General features: G+C 70.0%; 15 protein-coding genes. 6 read left to right on the top strand and 9 right to left on the bottom strand.

The genetic code is table 11. From position 1 onward, the window contains the following. Nucleotides 1–123: 123 nt before the first annotated feature. On the top strand, nt 124–741 hold the full coding sequence (gene purN / locus EG812_RS07570) for a phosphoribosylglycinamide formyltransferase (protein WP_013735833.1): 618 nt from the start codon (nt 124–126) through the stop codon (nt 739–741). Beyond that, nucleotides 738–2,309 carry a bifunctional phosphoribosylaminoimidazolecarboxamide formyltransferase/IMP cyclohydrolase gene (purH, locus tag EG812_RS07565; protein WP_126711202.1) on the top strand — a complete coding sequence of 524 codons (1,572 nt, stop codon included), beginning with the start codon at nt 738–740 and terminating at the stop codon, nt 2,307–2,309. Before purN ends, purH begins: the two co-directional genes overlap by 4 nt. 58 nt (nt 2,310–2,367) lie before the next feature. Here purH and EG812_RS07560 read toward each other — a convergent pair whose 3' ends face one another. From EG812_RS07560 to EG812_RS07540, 5 genes are all read right to left on the bottom strand, one after another. Then, on the bottom strand, nt 2,368–3,390 hold the full coding sequence (locus EG812_RS07560) for an ABC transporter ATP-binding protein (RefSeq protein ID WP_013735831.1): 1,023 nt from the start codon (nt 3,388–3,390) through the stop codon (nt 2,368–2,370). Then, a complete protein-coding gene (locus tag EG812_RS07555; protein WP_126711201.1) occupies nt 3,374–4,411 on the bottom strand; it encodes an ABC transporter ATP-binding protein in 1,038 nt (345 codons plus the stop codon). Before EG812_RS07555 ends, EG812_RS07560 begins: the two co-directional genes overlap by 17 nt. A 6-nt stretch (nt 4,412–4,417) precedes the next feature. Beyond that, nucleotides 4,418–5,374 (bottom strand): ABC transporter permease, encoded by a 957-nt coding sequence (locus EG812_RS07550; RefSeq protein WP_013735829.1) that lies wholly within the window; start codon nt 5,372–5,374, stop codon nt 4,418–4,420. Further along, nucleotides 5,367–6,305, bottom strand: coding sequence for an ABC transporter permease (locus tag EG812_RS07545; protein WP_013735828.1), 939 nt, complete (start codon nt 6,303–6,305; stop codon nt 5,367–5,369). Before EG812_RS07545 ends, EG812_RS07550 begins: the two co-directional genes overlap by 8 nt. Before the next feature lie 85 nt (nt 6,306–6,390). Next, on the bottom strand, nt 6,391–7,995 hold the full coding sequence (locus EG812_RS07540) for a peptide ABC transporter substrate-binding protein (protein ID WP_013735827.1): 1,605 nt from the start codon (nt 7,993–7,995) through the stop codon (nt 6,391–6,393). Nucleotides 7,996–8,421: 426 nt separating this feature from the next. Here EG812_RS07540 and EG812_RS07535 point away from each other — a divergent pair, with 426 nt between their 5' ends. After that, nucleotides 8,422–9,282, top strand: a complete 861-nt coding sequence (locus EG812_RS07535) for a bifunctional methylenetetrahydrofolate dehydrogenase/methenyltetrahydrofolate cyclohydrolase (protein ID WP_013735826.1) — start codon at nt 8,422–8,424, stop codon at nt 9,280–9,282. 176 nt (nt 9,283–9,458) lie between these two features. Continuing rightward, the gene (locus tag EG812_RS07530; protein ID WP_126711200.1) at nt 9,459–10,409 is read left to right on the top strand and encodes a malate dehydrogenase; all 951 of its coding nucleotides are present in this window, start codon (nt 9,459–9,461) and stop codon (nt 10,407–10,409) included. 81 nt (nt 10,410–10,490) lie between these two features. On the opposite strand, the gene EG812_RS07525 is transcribed toward EG812_RS07530, so the two are convergent. Then, nucleotides 10,491–11,279 carry a TetR/AcrR family transcriptional regulator gene (locus tag EG812_RS07525; RefSeq protein ID WP_199743843.1) on the bottom strand — a complete coding sequence of 263 codons (789 nt, stop codon included), beginning with the start codon at nt 11,277–11,279 and terminating at the stop codon, nt 10,491–10,493. 78 nt (nt 11,280–11,357) lie between these two features. Between EG812_RS07525 and EG812_RS07520 the strand changes: the two genes are divergently transcribed. Together EG812_RS07520 and EG812_RS07515 are read left to right on the top strand one after the other, a co-directional pair. Then, nucleotides 11,358–11,756 carry a VOC family protein gene (locus EG812_RS07520; RefSeq protein ID WP_013735823.1) on the top strand — a complete coding sequence of 133 codons (399 nt, stop codon included), beginning with the start codon at nt 11,358–11,360 and terminating at the stop codon, nt 11,754–11,756. Nucleotides 11,757–11,982: 226 nt separating this feature from the next. Further along, nucleotides 11,983–13,200, top strand: coding sequence for an NADP-dependent isocitrate dehydrogenase (locus EG812_RS07515; protein WP_013735822.1), 1,218 nt, complete (start codon nt 11,983–11,985; stop codon nt 13,198–13,200). 746 nt (nt 13,201–13,946) lie between these two features. Here EG812_RS07515 and galT read toward each other — a convergent pair. The 3 genes from galT to EG812_RS07500 all read right to left on the bottom strand — a co-directional run bounded on the left by galT (nt 13,947) and on the right by EG812_RS07500 (nt 18,270). Next, the gene (gene galT, locus EG812_RS07510; RefSeq protein WP_126711449.1) at nt 13,947–15,023 is read right to left on the bottom strand and encodes a galactose-1-phosphate uridylyltransferase; all 1,077 of its coding nucleotides are present in this window, start codon (nt 15,021–15,023) and stop codon (nt 13,947–13,949) included. 45 nt (nt 15,024–15,068) lie between these two features. Further along, nucleotides 15,069–16,598, bottom strand: a complete 1,530-nt coding sequence (gene cysC, locus EG812_RS07505; protein ID WP_013735820.1) for an adenylyl-sulfate kinase — start codon at nt 16,596–16,598, stop codon at nt 15,069–15,071. A 100-nt stretch (nt 16,599–16,698) separates the two neighbouring features. Continuing rightward, on the bottom strand, nt 16,699–18,270 hold the full coding sequence (locus tag EG812_RS07500) for a glycosyltransferase family 2 protein (protein WP_126711198.1): 1,572 nt from the start codon (nt 18,268–18,270) through the stop codon (nt 16,699–16,701). Nucleotides 18,271–18,447 lie beyond the last annotated feature (177 nt).

Raw genomic sequence — 18,447 nt, 5'->3', positions numbered from 1 at the left:
TGGGTGCGGGCCGGACGTGCGCCGGGCCCGAGCGACCGGCAGCGTACCTGGTCCACGCGAATTCGGCAGTCGCCGATCCGGTCCCGCCCAGCGTCCGGACGTCGGTCGACGGCCCGATAGGGTGTGCCGGTGAACGAGCCCGCCCGTATCGTCGTGCTGATCTCCGGTTCCGGAAGCAACCTTCAGGCGCTGCTGGACGCGACCGCTGACCAGGCGTACGGGGCCCGGGTGGTCGCCGTCGGCGCGGACCGCGACGGCATCGCCGGGCTGGACCGGGCGACCGCCGCGGGTGTGCCGACCTTCGTGGAGCGAATCTCCGATCATCCGACCCGGGAACAGTGGGATGCCGCGCTCACCGCCCGGGTCGCCGAGCACCGGCCGGACCTGGTGATCTCGGCGGGCTTCCTGAAGCTGGTCGGTACGCGTTTCCTCGCCGCCTTCGGCGACCGCTACCTCAACACGCACAACACCCTGCTGCCGGCGTTCCCCGGCATCCACGGCCCGCGTGACGCCCTCGCCTACGGCGTGAAGGTCACCGGGGCGACCCTCTTCTTCGTCGACGCCGGGATGGACACCGGCCCGATCGTCGCGCAGGTGGCGGTGCCCGTCCACGACGACGACGACGTCGACACGCTCACCGAGCGCATCAAGGAAGCCGAGCGGCAGCAACTCGTCGAGCAGGTGGGCCGGCTGGTCCGCGAGGGCTGGACGATAACCGGAAGAAAGGTCACAGTTCCGTGAGTTCCACTGAGGATGGGCGCCGCCCGATCCGGCGGGCACTGGTAAGCGTCTACGACAAGACCGGGCTGGTCGAGTTGGCCCAGGCGCTGCACGCCGCCGGGGTGGAGATCGTCTCCACCGGCAGCACGGCGTCGACGATCGCCGGTGCCGGCGTACCGGTGACCCCCGTGGAGCAGGTGACCGGCTTCCCGGAGATCCTCGACGGCCGGGTGAAGACCCTGCACCCGAAGATCCACGGCGGGCTCCTCGCCGACCTGCGCAAGGACGCCCACGCCGCCGCGCTCGACGAGCACGGCATCGCCGGGATCGACCTGCTGGTGTCCAACCTGTACCCGTTCCAGGCCACCGTCGCCTCCGGGGCGAGCCAGGACGAGTGCGTCGAGCAGATCGACATCGGTGGCCCGGCGATGGTGCGGGCCGCCGCCAAGAACCACGCCTCGGTGGCGGTGGTGACCGACCCGGCCGCGTACCCGCTGCTGCTGGCCGCGCTCGGCGACGGTGGCTTCACCCTGGCGCAGCGCCGGGCGCTCGCCGCCCGCGCCTTCGCCGACATCGCCGAGTACGACGTGGCCGTGGCCGACTGGTTCGCCACCACCCTCGCCCCGTCCGCCGACGGCTGGCCGCAGTTCGCCGGGCAGGCGCTGCGCCGCCAGGCGGTGCTGCGCTACGGCGAGAACCCGCACCAGGGGGCGGCCGTCTACGCCGACCCGGCGAGCCCGGCCGGGCTGGCGCAGGCCGAGCAACTGCACGGCAAGGAGATGTCCTACAACAACTACGTCGACGCCGACGCCGCCTGGCGGGCCGCGAACGACTTCGCCGACCAGCCGGCGGTGGCCATCATCAAGCACGCCAACCCCTGCGGCATCGCGGTCGGCGTGGACGTGGCCGACGCCCACCGTAAGGCCCACGCCTGCGACCCGGTCTCCGCCTTCGGCGGCGTCATCGCGGTGAACCGGCCGGTCTCGGTCGAGTTGGCCGGGCAGATCGCCGAGATCTTCACCGAGGTCGTGGTGGCGCCCGGCTACGAGCCCGGCGCGGCCGAGGTGCTCCAGGCCAAGAAGAACATCCGGCTGCTGCGGGCACCGGAGTTCCGTCCGCTGCCGGCCGAGTGGCGGCAGGTCACCGGCGGCGTACTTGTGCAGCAGCGCGACGCGATCGACGCAGGCGGCGACGACCCGGCGACCTGGCGGCTGGCCACCGGTGAGGCGGCCGACGAGGCCACCCTGGCCGACCTGGCGTTCGCCTGGCGGGCGGTACGCGCGGTGAAGAGCAACGCCATCCTGCTGGCCCGCGACGGCGCGACCGTCGGTGTCGGCATGGGCCAGGTCAACCGGGTCGACTCGGCCCGCCTGGCGGTCAGCCGGGCCGGCGCCGACCGGGCCGGCGGCGCGGTCGCCGCCTCGGACGCGTTCTTCCCGTTCGCCGACGGTCCGCAGATCCTCATCGACGCCGGCATCCGGGCCATCGTGCAGCCCGGCGGCTCGATCCGCGACGAGGAGGTGATCGCCGCCTGCAAGCAGGCCGGCGTCACCATGTACCTCACCGGCACCCGGCACTTCTTCCACTGAGCTGGGCGGTTAACAAGGGCCCCTTCCTATACACGAGGCGTTAGGAAGGGGCCCTTCCTTACTCCCGGAGTGCGGCGAAGTGGCAGGCGGAGGGGTGCGGGTCGGCGGCCCGTGGCACGGCCCGCGGGTCCTCCAGGGCGCAGACCTCCTGCGCCTTCCAGCAGCGGGTCCGGAAGTGGCAGCCGCTCGGCGGATCGGCCGGGCTGGGCACGTCACCGGTCAGCCGGATGATGTCACGGCGGTCCCGGGCCTCCGGGTCGGGCAGCGGCGCGGCGGAGAGCAGCGCCTGGGTGTACGGATGGGTGGCCCGCTCGTAGATCTGCTCCTCGGTGCCGATCTCCACGATCCGGCCGAGGTACATCACCGCGATCCGGTCGGAGATGTGCCGGACCACCGACAGGTCGTGGGCGATGAAGATGTACGACAACCCGAACTCGTCCTGGAGTTCCTCCAGCAGGTTGATCACCTGGGCCTGGATGGAGACGTCGAGGGCGGAGACCGGCTCGTCGCAGACGATCACCTCGGGTCGTAGCGCCAACGCCCGGGCGATGCCGATGCGCTGCCGCTGACCGCCGGAGAACTGGTGCGGGTAGCGGTTGATGTGTTCCGGGTTGAGCCCCACCACGTCGAGCAGTTCCTGGACCCGCTGCTGGCGGCTGCCCTTCGGCGCCGCCTCCGGGTGGATCTCGAACGGTTCGCCGATGATGTCGCCGACCGTCATCCGCGGGTTCAGCGAGGTGTACGGGTCCTGCATGACCATCTGCATGTTGCGCCGGATCCGACGCAACTCGCCGCCGGAGGCGGCGAACAGGTCGCGCCCGGCCAGGGTGGCCCGCCCGGCGGTCGGACGCTCCAGCCGCATCAGCAACCGGGCCAGGGTGGACTTGCCGCAGCCCGACTCGCCGACGATGCCCAGCGTCTCGCCCCGGCGCAGGTCGAAGCTGACCCCGTCGACCGCCTTGACCGCGCCGACCTTCCGCTTGAACAGCACCCCCTGGGTGATGGGGAAGTGCTTGACCACGTTGTCGACGTCGAGGATCGTCTCGCCCCGGATCTTGGTGGGGTCAGCTGGCGCGGTCATCGTGTACCTCCTGCGCGAAGTGACACGCGCTGGTCCGGCCGTCACCGAGGACCAGGTCGTGCGGCACCACGTCCACACAGACCTGCTGCACGTACGGGCAGCGGGGGTGGAAGGGGCAGCCGCTGGGGATGCGCATCAGGTTGGGCGGCAGCCCCCGGATGGTGGAGAGCTTCCCGCCGCGCTGGTCCAGGCGCGGGATCGACTCCAACAACCCCTTGGTGTACGGGTGGGCAGGCGCCCGGTACAGCGATCGGACGTCGGCGTGCTCGACGATGCGGCCCGCGTACATGACCGCGATCCGGTCCGCCACGTCGGCGACCACACCCAGGTCATGGGTGATCAGGATCAGCGCCATGTTCAGGTCGCGCCGCAGGTCGGCGAGCAGATCCATGATCTGGGCCTGCACGGTGACGTCGAGTGCGGTGGTCGGCTCGTCGGCGATGAGCACCGTCGGCTCCATGGCCAGCGCCATGGCGATCATGACCCGCTGCCGCATACCGCCGGAGAACTGGTGCGGATAGTCGTCGAGCCGACTGGCCGCCCCCGGGATCTGCACCAGTTCCATCAGCTGCACCGCGCGGCGGCGGGCGTCGGCCCGGGACATGCCGAGTCGCTGGCGCAGCGTCTCGCCGATCTGCCAGCCCACCGGAAACACCGGGTTCAGCGCGGACAGGGCGTCCTGGAAGATCATCGCGATCTCCTTGCCGCGTACCTGCCGGCGCTGCTCCTCGGGCAGCTCCAGCAGGTCCCGACCCTGGTAGCGGATCTGCCCGGAGCTGATGTGGGCCGGCGGCGTGTCCAGGATGCCCATGATCGCCTGGGCGGTGACGGACTTGCCGGAGCCGGACTCGCCGAGCACGGCGAGCGTCTCGCCGGGGTCGAGGTGATAGCTGACCCCGTTGATCACCTTGGCCACCCCCTCGCCGGTACGGAACTCGATGTGCAGGTCCCGTATCTCCAGCAGGTGCCCACCGGGCGGGGTCGGCGAGGCCGGCGTCGGCGGTGAGGTCGGCGTTGACATGGTCGGTCACCGCAGTTTCGGGTCGAAGGCGTCGCGGATCGCGTCGCCGAGCATGATGAACGCCAGCACGGTCAGGGCGAGGAAGGTCGACGGCACCACCAGCGGGGTGGCCGACTCCCGCATGTGCACCCGACCGTTGTTGATGTCGATGCCCCAGGAGATGGTGGGTTCCTTCAGCCCGATGCCGAGGAACGACAGGGTCGCCTCGGCGGCGATGAACGAGCCGAGGGCGATGGTCAGCACCACGATCGCCGGGGCCAGCGCGTTCGGCAGGATGTGCCGCCACATGATCCGACCGTTGCCGGCGCCGAGCATCCGGGCCGCGGCCACGTAGTCCTGCTGCCGGGCGGTGATCACCGAGGACCGGACGACCCGGGCGGCGGTGGTCCAGCCGAGCACCGCCAGCACGAAGATGACCGAGCCGAGGCGTACCGTGGCGCTGTCGCTGGCCACCCGCTTGAGCAGCACGATCGCGGCCAGCAGCAGCGGGATGCCGAGCACGATGTCGACGATCCGGGAGAGCACCGCGTCGACCCAGCCGCCGAAGTAGCCGGCCAGCATCCCCACCACCAGCGCGATCACCCCGGTGAGCAGCGCCGAGAGGGCGCCGACCAGCAGCGAGGCCCGCGCGCCGTAGACCGCCCGGGCGTACGTGTCACAGCCCTGGAAGTCGTACCCGAAGATGGCCCCGCCGCTCGGGGCGGCATGCTGCCGCGACAGGACGCAGTCCGCCGGATCGTTGCTGGTGAACAGCCCGGGCGCGACGGCCATCGCGGTGACCAGCAGCACCAGCACCAGGCTGATCCAGAAGATCGGTTTGCGGCGCAGGTCCCGCCAGGCGTCGCCGGCCAGACTGCGGGGGCGGCCCGGTTGGCCGACCCGTCCCGGCGTGCCGGGCTCGCCCGACACTCCCCGCCGCGCGGCCTGGTTCTCCGAGGACGCCACCGTCTCGAAGTCACTCATAGCGGATCCTCGGGTCGAGTACGGCGTACAGGATGTCCACCACCAGGTTGGAGACGAGGTAGACCACGACGAGCACGCTGACGATCCCCACCACCAGGGGACCGTCCTCGGTGCGGATGGCGCGGAAGAGGTTGAAGCCGACGCCCGGGATGTTGAACACGCCTTCGGTGATGATCGCGCCGCTCATCAGGTTGCCCAGTTCGACGCCGAGGAAGGTGATCACCGGGATCAGCGAGTTGCGCAGCACGTGCACGCTGACCACCCGCCGCCTCGGCAGGCCCTTCGACCGGGCGGTACGGACGTAGTCGGCCCGCAGGTTCTCCGCCACCGAGGTACGGGTCAGCCGCAGCGCGGTGGCCAGGGAGAGCGAGCCGAGCACGATGCCGGGCAGCAGCAGCGCGTAGAAGCTCGGGTCGGCCCCGGAGGTGGCCGGGAAGAGTTGCCACTTGACGCCCAGCAGGTACTGCGCGAGCGGGGCGAGCACGATGGTCGGGATGCCGAGCACCAGCAGCGTCAGCAGCAGGGTGGAGTTGTCGAAGATGCTGCCGCGCCGGATGCCGGCGAGCACCCCCGCAGTGACCCCGAAGATGACGGCGACCGCGATGGCGATCAGCGCCAACTTGATGGTGACCGGCCAGGCGTTGGCCAGGATCTCTCCGATGGACCGGCCGGTGAGCGACTCGCCCAGGTCACCCCGGACCAGGTTCTTCAGATAGTCGAAGTAGCGGTAGAAGAAGCCGCCGACACCGGTCGCGTCCAGGTGGTACTTCTCGGTCAGGTACGCCCGCTGTGCGGCGGTCACCGGACGCTCACCGGCCAGTGCCTGGATCGGGTCGCCCTGCCCGGCGAACATCAGGGCGTAGACGATCAGCGTGGTGCCGAAGAAGGCCACGACCATCTGGAGCAGCCGCCGCACGATGAAGCGGAACATACTTGGCAGTCTCCCTGAAAAGGGGCGAATGCCGTGGCGGGTCGGGTCATCACGTGATGACCCGACCCGCCCGTCTGTGCGTGTGTTACTTGACTACCTCGATCTTGACGAGGTCGACCCGGTCGAAGAGGTCCACCTCGACGTTCTTCACCTTCGTCGAGTGCCCGAAGTTGTTCTGGCCGAACCGCAGCGGCACGACCGGCATGTCCTGGGCCAGCAGGTCCTCGGCGGCCTGGTACTTCTTGATCGCCTCTTCCTCGCTCGGCGCGCTGACGCCCTCGGCGAGCAGCTTGTCGAACTCGGGGTTGCTGTAGCCGTAGTAGTTCGACGACCCGTTGGTGCTGAACAGCGGGCCCAGGTAGTTCTCCATGGACGGGTAGTCCATGATCCAGCCCATCCGGAACAGGCCCACGGGCTGCTTGGCCTTCACCTTGGTCAGCAGGTCGGCGAACTTCGGCTCGGCGTTGCCGACGCAGTCCACGCCCAGGTTGGCCTTGAGCTGGTTGCAGGTGGCGTCGATCCAGTCCTTGTGGCCACCGTCGCCGTTGTACGACAGGGTGATCTTCGACGGGCCGCCGGCGGACTCGTACAGCTCCTTGGCCTTGGCCGGGTCGAACTCGCCCGCGGTGCCGACGGTGTTGTCCCGGTAGCCGGCGACCACCGGCGAGACGAACGAGCGGGCCGGCTGCTGGGAGTCCTTGAAGATCGACTTGGTGATCTCGTCACGGTCGATCGCCATCGAGATGGCCTTGCGGACGTCCGGGTTGCTGAACTCCTCCTGGAAGGTGGGGAAGGCCAGGAAGTGCAGCGACGAGGCCGGGCTCTGTTGGAACCGGTCACCCAGGTCGACGGAGGCCGTCGACAGGTTCTCGGTCGGGATGGTCTTGATCACGTCCAGGTTGTCCGACAGCACGTCCGCGTACGCGGCGGTCAGCTGCTGGTAGATCCGGAACTCGACGCCGGCCACCTTGGGCTGCTCGCCGGGGAAGGCGTCGTACCGCTCGACCTCGACCTTGGCGTCGTGCTGCCAGGTGCCCTTCATCTTGAACGGACCCTGACCGATCGGCGCCTGCTCGTACCCCTCGGCCAGCACGCCGGGCGCGGAGAAGGCGGCCTTCGGCAGCGGGTAGAAGGCGGTGTAGCCGAGGATCGACTTGAACTCGCTGTACGGCTGGGACAGCGTGACGGTGAAGGTGTGGTCGTCGACCTTCTTCAGCCCGCTGAGCGTGGTGGTCTTCGGGGTCTCGCCCTGGAGGTCGTCGAAGCCGGCGATCTTCTCGAAGAAGTAGCTGGAGTTCTGGCCGTTGGGGGCGTACGCGCCGTAGTTCCAGGCGTCGATGTAGTTGTCGGCGGTGACGTCCTCGCCGTTGTGGAAGGTGTAGCCGTCCTTGAGCTTCACGGTCCAGGTGGTGTTGTCCTCGGACGTGATCGACTCGGCCGCCACCTCGTACGGCTTGTGCGCCTCGTCGTAGTCGACAAGTGGGCTGAACAGGGCGGACAGCACCTGCGAGCCGCTCGTCTCGTTGGTGTTGGTCGGCACCAGGTGTTGCGGTTCGGCGATCTCGATCCGCACCGCCGCGTTGGGGTCACTCTCGCCGGATCCACCGTTGCCGCCCGAGCCGCAGGCCACCAGGCCCAGGGTCACCGCGAGCGGGAGGGCGGTCCAGGCTGCGAGCCTACGAACACGCATCAAGCCTCCTCATCTCCTTACGCAGCGCAGTCAGGCCCGGCGTTGGGTGACTCTGCGCAACGAGTGGCAACGGTAGGTCGCGGGCTGTGGGTCGACAACGTGCCGGCCGCCCGCCAGGATCGGTACGTTGTCGGACAGCTGCCCTCGTGCTACACGCTTTCGTCGGGTGAAGCCAGACATCAGGCGATAAAACCATGCGAGGTATCGCCGGAGCCGGGCGGCGCTAGCATCGACCGGTAGCCATCGGTCCGGTCGTCACGCTGGGGAGGTTCCGGCCCGGCCGTCCGGCTCGGGCGGGATGCCTGCCGAAACTAGTTACTCATAGTGACAATGGGCACGTTGCTGAGCGTGATCACAGGTCTGGTGTGGGGGGAGCTGGAGTGGTCCGCGCAAACCGGCCGCACGGGTCGTGAGACGATCGGAGGCGTGACGGCGACGCTTCTGGACGGCAAGGCGACCGCAGCCGAGATCAAGGACGAGCTGCGGGCACGGGTCAAGGCACTGGCGGAGCGGGGCATCGTCCCCGGCCTCGGCACGGTGCTGGTCGGCAGCGACCCCGGCTCCCAGGCGTACGTCAACGGCAAGCACCGGGACTGCGCCGAGGTCGGCATCGCCTCGATCCGGCGGGAGCTGCCCGCCGACGCCACCCAGGCCCAGGTCGACGAGACGCTCGCCGAGCTGAACGCCGACCCGGCCTGCCACGGCTACATCGTCCAGCTGCCGCTGCCCGGGCACCTCGACACCCAGCGGGTGCTGGAGCTGATCGACCCGGACAAGGACGCCGACGGCCTGCACCCGGTCAACCTGGGCCGGCTGGTGCTCGGGTACGACGCGCCGCTGCCGTGCACCCCGCGCGGCATCGTGGAACTGCTGCGCCGGCACGACGTGCCGCTGCGAGGTGCCAAGGTCGCGGTGGTCGGCCGGGGCAACACCGTCGGGCGTCCGCTCGGCCTGCTGCTCACCCGGCGCAGCGAGAACGCCACGGTGACCCTGTGCCACACCGGTACCCTCGACCTCGCCGCGCACACCCGCGCCGCCGACATCGTCATCGTCGCCGCCGGCGTACCCGGCCTGCTCACCACCGACATGATCACGCCGGGTGCGGTGGTGGTCGACGTCGGCATCACCCGCGTCATCGGGTCGGACGGCAAGGGCCGCTACACCGGCGACGTGGACCCGGAGGTCGCCGAGGTGGCCGGCAAGCTCGTGCCGATGCCCGGCGGCGTCGGCCCGATGACCCGCGCCATGCTGCTCACCAATGTCGTGGAGCGCGCCGAACGCGGCTGAGGTGTAAGGAAGGGCACCTTCTTAACGCCTCCGGTAGAGCAGGGGCCCCTTATTAACACCTGGAGCGGTGGAACGAAACCCCCGAGCTGCTCATAACCGTCCGCCCCTGGCCCGATCGGTGCCACCATGGCTGATACGGTCCGGAAAACCGACTGGTATCAGGGAGTGGGACGACCATGGGTAAGAAAGTCACTGTCGTCGGCGCCGGTTTCTACGGCTCCACCACCGCGCAGCGCCTGGCCGAGTACGACGTCTTCGACACCGTCGTGATCACCGACATCGTGGAGGGCAAGCCCGCGGGTCTCGCCCTGGACCTCAACCAGTCGCGGGCCATCGAGGGCTTCGAGACCAAGGTCGTGGGCGTCACCACCGGGCCGAACGGTGAGGGCTACGAGGCCATCGAGGGCTCCGACGTGGTGGTCATCACCGCCGGCCTGCCCCGCAAGCCGGGCATGAGCCGGATGGACCTGCTGGAGACCAACGCGAAGATCGTCCGCCAGGTCAGCGAGAACGTCGCCAAGTACGCCCCGAGCGCCGTGGTGATCGTGGTCTCCAACCCGCTTGACGAGATGACCGCGCTGGCCCAGCTCGCCACCCAGTTCCCGCACCAGCGGGTGCTCGGCCAAGCCGGCATGCTGGACACCGCCCGGTTCAGCAACTTCGTGGCCGAGGCGCTGAACGTACCGGTGAAGACCGTCAAGACGCTGACCCTCGGCTCGCACGGCGACACCATGGTCCCCGTGCCGTCCAAGAGCACCGTCGACGGCAAGCCGCTGCGCGAGGCGATGCCCGCCGAGCAGATCGAGGAACTGGTCGTCAAGACCCGCAACGGTGGCGCCGAGGTCGTGGCGCTGCTCAAGACCGGCTCGGCGTACTACGCCCCGTCGGCCGCCGCCGCGCGCATGGCCAAGGCTGTCGCCGAGGACTCCGGCGAGGTCATGCCGGTCTGCGCCTGGGTCGACGGTGAGTACGGCATCTCCGGCGTCTACCTCGGCGTCGAGGCCGAGATCGGTGCCCAGGGCATCAAGCGGGTCGTCGAGACCGACCTCGACGCCGACGAGCTGGCCGCCCTCAACGAGGCCGCCGAAGCCGTCCGCGCCAAGCAGGCCGACGTAGCCAACATGTAACCCCTGGGCCACCCCCAGCTGAGTTGATCAAGAGGTTTGCGTCTCGGGAAGCCACTTCCCCAGACGCAAACCTCTTGATCGTCAGGGGGAAGTGGGGGTGGTGGGTGGGGGGTTGATCAAGGGGGTCAGGGCGTCCAGGACTCGGGTCAGGCCGAAGGTGTAGGCGTGGTCGGGGTGGTAGGCGGCGTTGTGGGCGGCGCCTGCGGCGGCACCGACTCGGACGGCGGTGGGGTAGCGCCGTTCGTCGAGGACCTCGGCCAGCAGGGGCGCGTTCGCGGTCCACCACTGCTCGTCGGTCCAGGCGCTGGCCTGCCGCGCTGATCGTGCCTCGGCCGCAGAGCGGGCGGCGGCCCGGACGAAGTCGAGGACGAAGGTCAACGCGGCGTCCCGGGTCACGTCGTCCAGGCCGGTGTCGTCGAAGGCACGCAGCTCGTACTCGTACTTGGCCATCAGGCCTGGCCCGAGCGGTGGCCGGCCGGTGGCCACCTCGGCGGCCCACGGATGGGCCGCGAAAAGCTCCCGGTTGTCCTGGGCGAGCGCCGCCACCCGGGTACGCCACGGCTCGCCGGACCGGTCCGGCCGCGGCATGTCCGCGTAGAGCGCATCCAACATCAGGTCGAGCAGCTCGGCCTTGCCCGGCACGTACGTGTAGAGCGTCATCGGTGCCACCCCGACGGCCTTGGCGAGCGCCCGCATCGTGACCGCGTCCAACCCTTCACGGTCGGCCAACTCGATAGCGGCGCGGACGATGTCATCCAGCGAGCGGCCCTGGCGTGGGCCGCGACGCGGGCCGTCCTCGGTTCGACGCCAGAGCAGTCGCAGGGTGTGGGCGGGATCTCCGCCTCCGGTGTGGTGGTCGGGCACCCTCAGATCTTCGCAGGCCAAATCATCGTACGCAGTACGTTGTACAATGTACGAAGATAAAGTTCCCGTGCTCAGGGAGGGCATGTGCAGATCACCGGATCGGCCATCTCGCTCAACGTCCAGGACGTCTCGGCCTCCGCCGAGTTCGTCAAGCAGCACTTCGGGTTCCGGGAGGAGATGTCGGCCGACGGGTTCGTCTCGCTGGCCCGCGACGGGGTCGGCTTCAACCTGATCTTCCTGCGTACCGGCCTGGCCAGCCTCCAGCCGCCGATCCTGAAGGAACAGCAGGCCCAGGGCGTGCTCGTGGCCTTCGTGGTGGACGACATCGACGCCGAGTACGCCCAGATCCAGGCCGCCGGTGTGCCGATCACCACACCGATCCAGACCGAGCCCTGGGGCGAGCGCTTCTTCCAAGTCACCGACCCCAACGGAGTGATCCTCCAGCTGGTGCAGTGGATGCACAGCCCCGAGCAGGCCGGCTGAGTGCGGCACTGACGGCATGTTCCGGGCCCGGTGGGGTAATTCCGCGCCGGGCCCGGCGGCCCGCCTGGCCGCGAGCCCGCCGACCGCGACCGGCGTCGGTCGTGCCTTGAGTGGGCCGGTCAGCGGCGGGTGGTCGGCCAACCGGTGGCCGCGACGTTCCTGCTTCGGGCGGGTCCAGTACGCTCGTACTGCTTGAGCATGTGTCCCCCGAGAGGAGCGCCGGCCGATGGCGAAGATCAAGGTAAACAACCCGGTCGTGGAGCTCGACGGCGACGAGATGACCCGGATCATCTGGAAGCAGATCCGGGAGCAGCTGATCCTGCCCTACCTCGACGTCGACCTGCACTACTACGACCTGTCGATCCAGCACCGCGACGCCACCGACGACCAGGTGACCGTCGACGCCGCCAACGCCATCTCCGAGCACGGCGTCGGCGTCAAGTGCGCGACCATCACCCCGGACGAGGCCCGGGTGGAGGAGTTCGGGCTGAAGAAGATGTGGCGGTCGCCCAACGGCACCATCCGCAACATCCTCGGCGGCGTCGTCTTCCGCGAGCCGATCATCATGTCCAACGTGCCGCGGCTCGTCCCCGGCTGGACCAAGCCGATCATCATCGGCCGGCACGCCCACGGCGACCAGTACCGCGCCACCGACTTCGTCGTGCCCGGCCCCGGCAAGGTGACCATCACCTACACCCCGGCCGACGGCGCGCAGCCCATCGAGATGGAGATCGCCAACTTCCCGGGCAGCGGCATCGCGATGGGCATGTACAACTACGACGACTCGATCCGGGACTTCGCCCGGGCGTCGTTCCGGTACGGCCTGGACCGCGGCTACCCGGTCTACATGTCCACCAAGAACACCATCCTCAAGGCGTACGACGGCCGGTTCAAGGACATCTTCGCCGAGGTGTTCGAGAACGAGTTCAAGGCGGAGTTCGACGCCGCCGGCCTCACCTACGAGCACCGGCTCATCGACGACATGGTCGCCGCCGCGCTCAAGTGGGAGGGTGGCTACGTCTGGGCCTGCAAGAACTACGACGGTGACGTGCAGTCCGACACCGTCGCGCAGGGCTTCGGCTCGCTCGGCCTGATGACCTCGGTCCTGCTCTCGCCCGACGGCCGCACCGTCGAGGCCGAGGCCGCCCACGGCACCGTCACCCGGCACTACCGGCAGTGGCAGAAGGGCGAGAAGACCTCGACCAACCCGATCGCCTCCATCTACGCCTGGACCCGGGGCCTGGCCCACCGGGGCAAGCTGGACGGCACCCCGGCGGTCACCGAGTTCGCCAACACGCTGGAGCAGGTCATCGTCGACACCGTCGAGAGCGGCCAGATGACCAAGGACCTCGCGCTGCTCATCTCGCGGGACGCCCCGTGGCTGACCACCGACGAGTTCATGAACACGCTCGACGAGAACCTGGCGCGCCGCCTCGCCGCCTGATTTCCGTCGTACTCAGCCCGCCGGCCTCAGCGCCGGCGGGCTCGTTCATTTCACCGCCCACCCCACCAGCTTCGTCCGTGGCCCGGCTGGCTACCGGCGGTCGGCTGCGGGACGCGGGCGGTCAGCGTGTCCGGGCGACACACGCCAACCAGCGTCACCTGCCCCGGCGCGCCTCGTTGACCTGGGTGGACGAGATGCCAGTCCCGTCCCTGGAAGGTTGATCGTCGCCGCCGTGCGGCACGAGTGCCCAGCCAGCCTTCCCGGCTGTCGAGCACAGCCAGCCGTCCCTTCCCTGCGGGGGGCCCTGTCCCGGGCCCCCCGCGCCCTGTCCTGGGCCCCGTCTCGACTCGGGCCATCTCGACTTGGGTTCCGTCTCGTCTTGAGCCCCAACTCGGCTTCACCGCTGGGCAACGCGTCCGCCCGCCCGGCAGAACCCTCACCACTGGGCCCTTTGCTCTGCTTCACCCCACGCAACGATTTCGGTCGACATTCAGTGCGTGGGTTGAAGCAGAGCAAAGGGCATGGGTAGGGAGATGCGCGGGCGGCGCAAAGCGGCGCGGGCGGAGCAAAGGGCGCGGGTAGAGCAAAGGGCGCGGGTAGAGCAAAGGGCGCGGGTAGAGCAAGGGCGCGGGCAAAAAGGCGCGCGGGCGGAGCAGGGCGCAGGGCAGGCGGCGGGGCAGGGAAGTGCGGCGAGGTGGGGTTGAAGCAGCAGGCAGAACAGCCGGGTGACGCTGAACCGTGTGGGGTCAGGCGGCGCGGAGTAGGGCGGCGGCTCGTTCGGGGGCGATGTCGTTGATGAAGACGCCCATCGCCGACTCCGACCCGGCCAGATATTTCAGTTTGTCCGCCGCTCGTCGGATGCTGAACAGCTGCAGGTGCAGGTGGCCCAGTTCGCGGTCGACGCGTATCGGTGCCTGGTGCCAGGCGGCGATGTACGGCATCGGGGTGTCGAACAGCCCGTCGAAGCGGCGCAGCAGGTCCAGGTAGAGCGGGCCGAAGGCGTCCCGTTCGGCTTCGGTCAGCGCCGGGATGTCCGGCACCGGGCGGTGCGGCGCGACGTGCACCTCGAACGGCCACCGGGCGGCCGCCGGCACGTACGCCGTCCAGTGGTCGTTGGTTGCCACCACCCGCTCGCCGGCGGCGCGTTCGGCGGCGAGTACGTCGGCGTAGAGGTTGCGCCCGCCCGTGCGTTCGGCGTGGCGGCGGGCCGCGGCCAACAGTGCGCGGGTACGCGGCGGAAGGAACGGGTAGGCGTAGATCTGCCCGTGCGGGTGGTGCAGGGTCACCCCGATCTCCACGCCCCGGTTCTCGAAGCAGAAGACCTGCTCGACCTCGGGCAGTTCACCGAGCACCGCCGTACGGTCGGCGAGCGCGTCGAGCACGGTGCGTACCCGGCGTGGTGGCAGGCCGGCGAAGGAGGCGTGATGGTCGGCGGTGAAGCAGACCACCTCGCAGCGGCCCCGACCGGGCCGGACCGCGGTGAGCGGGGTGATCTCGGCCGGTTCGTCGACCACCCGTTGGCTGAACGCCGGGAACCGGTTCTCGAAGACCGCGACCGCGTAGTCGGGCGCCGGGATCTCGCTGAGCCGCTGCTCGGTGGACGGGCAGAGCGGGCACTGGTCGGCCGGCGGGAGGAAGGTGCGCGTCTGCCGGTGTACGGCCAGCGCCACCCACTCGTCGGTGAGCGGGTCGTAGCGCAGCTGCGAGGCGGGCGGGGGAGGCGGCAGGTCGCGGCGGTCCGGCCTGTCCCGGACGACGTCGTCCCGCTCGTCGAAGTAGATCAGCTCGCGGCCGTCGGCCAGGCGGATCGCGGTACGCCGCATCGCGCTGGCCGGTAACTGATCAACCATCGGAAGACGGGCTCCTCATCAGAACGACTGCAGGCGCGGCTCGATCCAGCCGGTCTCGGTCAGGTGATGCAGCACCTGCTGCACCGCCTCGTCCACGTCGAGGTCGCTGGTGTCGATCACCAGGTCGGCGTCGGTGGGCTCCTCGTACGGGTCGTCGATGCCGGTCATCCCGGTGAGCAGGCCGGCCCGCGCCCGCGCGTAGAGACCCTTGCGGTCGCGCCGCTCGCAGACCTCCAACGGCGTGGCGACGTGCACCAGCACGAACCCGGCGCCCGCCGCCACCGCCATCTCCCGGGCGGTCGCCCGGGCCTGGGCGTACGGGGCGATCGGGCAGCAGATGCCGATGCCCCGATGCCGGGCGATCTCGGCGGCCACCCAGCCGATCCGGCGTACGTTGGTGTCCCGGTCGGCCTTGCTGAAGCCCAGCCCTGCGGTCAGTTCGCGGCGCACCACGTCGCCGTCGAGCAGAGTGATCGTCCGTTCGCCCTGCTCACGCAGCGCGTCGGCGAGACCACGGGCGATTGTCGACTTGCCCGAACCGGAGAGCCCGGTGAGGAACACCACCAGGCCCCGGTGCCGTCGGGGCGGCCGGGCCCGGCTCAGTTCCTTCGCCACCGCCGGGGGAGTGTGCCACTCGGGCAGCGGGAACCCCCGGTCGAGCAGGTCCTCGATCTCGTTGTAAGTGAGCGGGAGGCGTCGGTTGCGCGGCGGAATGTCCTCGCGCCAGCGCCACTGGCCGTCCCGGTTGTCGTAGGCCAGTTCGCGCGGCACCAGCACCCGCAGCCCGCCCCCGGAGAGCATCTCGCTTGTGGAGAGCAGGTGGGTGACGCCGTACGCGGCGGAGACCCGGGCCCGCAGCAGGGCGTCGCCGATCTCGTCGCGCCGTCGGGCCAGCGGCACCGCCACCACCGTCGCCGGCGGCATCCGGTCCCGGGCGGCGAAGACGCAGCGCACCAGCGCCTCCGGCGGCAGCCCGCCGGTGCCGTCCTCACCGACCGGAATCATGATCAGCAGGTGGGCGCTGAGCGTCCGCACGGCGTGCGCGATCTGGGCCAGCTGCGGCCGGTGCAACGGTCGGTCGGCGACGACACCGAGCACCCGCCCCGGTGGCAGCAGCGCGCGGATCTCCTCGGGGGTACGGCGCAGCCGCTGGAACGGCCCGTGCCCGCCGTCACCGAGCCGGCGTACCCTGCCGCCGACCCCGGCCACCCCGTCGCGTACCTGCCAGGTGTCGGTGACCTCCAGGGCCGCCACCGGCGCGCCCTCGCCGTCGGTGAGCACCAGCGTGCGTCGGTTCGGATCGGCCAGGTCGAACTCGCGCAGCAGGGCGGTGGGCACCTGAAGGGTCACCGCGACCGGCCACGGCGTGCCGTCGACGAGGCGCCCCCGGCGGCTGACCGAGACCAGGTCGGCCCGGGTCAGGAAGCCGGTCAACGGCGCGTACGCACCGGTGAGCAGCAACTCCAGATCCGCGAGCTCGCCGGGACGCGGCGTGTACGCCGGTGCGTCCCGCAGTATCTCGTCGGGCAGCACCCACCCGTTGCTCATCAGACCCCCAACTCCGGCGACCGGCACACAGTTTTGCAGCCGCCCGCCAATCGGTCGAGGGCAGCACTGCCACCGGCCCGATCGGGGCCACCGCCCGCCGTTACGACAGCGGTACCGCTTGCGGGCGGGCCAGGCCCAGCCGGTCCCGTGCGGAACCGGTCAACCGTCGCCACAGACCGGGCCGGGGCGCCGGTGGTGCGGCAGGAGTCTTCTTCTTCCGCTTGTCGACCACCACCGGCCGGGCGCCGTCGGCGGCGCAGGTGATCTCCAGCGGCAGCTTCGCGTCGATGGTCCAGCCGAAACCGGCGACCCGGGCCTTGAGGATCCACTCGCCCCGGGTACGACCCTCGTTGAGGGCGCCGAAGTCGACACTGGCCGCCCCCCGGTAGCGCACCTGAAACTCACCTGCGGTCCCGGGGACCCGGTCCACCTCGTGGTGCACCGGGAGGAAGAACTCGTCGTGGGTGGTGGCGTGCTGCGCGATGACGTCGAGGCGGGCCGCGCCCAGGTCGTCGGTGCAGTCGAGCCACTCGTCGGGTACGTCGTCGACCGGCACCACCAGCCGATCCCGGCCGTCGGCGTGCGTGAACGCAACCGGTTCGTCGGCGTTGCGGAGCTGGCTGTTGAGCAGCAGCGTCAGGGTCAGGCCGGTCAGCTCGTACGCCTTCAGTCGGGTCCGGGCGCGCACGCCCGCGTCCCACTCGGCCAGCCGGACCAGATCCTCGACCCGGCCCTGCGCGGCCAGGCCGGCGACGGTGCGCTCGACGCTCCGCAGCCCGCCCGCCACCTCCGGGGCGAACCGCTCCTGAATGATCTTCTGCACCTCTGCGGCGACCTGGTCGACCCAGTCCCGGGGCGCGTTGCCCAGCCCGGTGCCGCGCAGTCGGCGGACCATCTCGCTGCGCAGCCAGCGCCGGTGCATCGTGTCGCGCAGCGGCCCCGGCTCTGTGTGCGCGTCGACGATGTCCAGCACCTCACGCAAGCTGTCGTAGTAACCGGAAGGCTCCATCCGGGTGGCGGTCAGGTTGCCGCCGTCCGGTCGCCGCGCATGGTGATAGCAGGTGTAGTCGGACAGCACACTTGTGCGCCGGGAGAGCAGGTAGGCGCGCGCGACCAGGTGATGGTCCTCCAGACGCTTGCGGGGTTCCTCGGGGAAACGCAGGTCGTGCGCCAGCAGGAACGCACGGCGGAACATCTTGTGGCAGGTGAGGCTCTCCATCAGCGGGGAGTCGTCCAGCCGGGCGTCGGGGCGGTTGACCCGGAACAGCTCGCGGGGCACCGACCGGCCGTGTCCGGTCATCTTGCCGATGGCGATGTCGGCGCCGTTGGCCACCGCGTAGCCGTGCAGCCGCGCCAGGGCCTCGTCGGCGAGCCAGTCGTCGTCGTCGACGAACTGGACGTACTCGCCGCGGGCCCGGTCCAGACCCAGGTTGCGGGGGCGCGACGGCCAGCCGGAGTGTTCGCAGCGAAGCACCGTGACGTGCGGGTGGGCGGCGGCCAGCTCCGCCAGCCGGGCGGGCGTGTCGTCGGTCGAGCCGTCGTCGACGAAGACCACCTCGAAGTCCGTCGCCGGCATCGACTGGCCCAGCAGCGAATCGATCAGCTGCTGGAGGTGCTCGCCCGAGTTGTACGTCGGGACCACCACACTTACCTTGAGCTCGCCGGTCGTCATGGCTGACCACTACCCATCGTGCTGTCGAAAGAGCGAATGGTGGGCTCCAGTGTGTACCAGTAAATCGATCTTTCCAGGTCGGGGTACGTGCACCGGAATCCATGAAATCCTCAGCTGCACGACGACCCCGACGGGTCCCTAGGGGGAGTCACCGGAAGCAGGATCAGGGAAAACCGG

It is taken from the genome of Verrucosispora sp. FIM060022 (assembly GCF_003977705.1).
GTDB classification, from domain to species: domain Bacteria; phylum Actinomycetota; class Actinomycetes; order Mycobacteriales; family Micromonosporaceae; genus Micromonospora; species Micromonospora gifhornensis.
The sequence above is the reverse complement of the archived record's forward strand: the minus strand, read 5'-3'. Positions and strand labels throughout refer to the sequence as shown.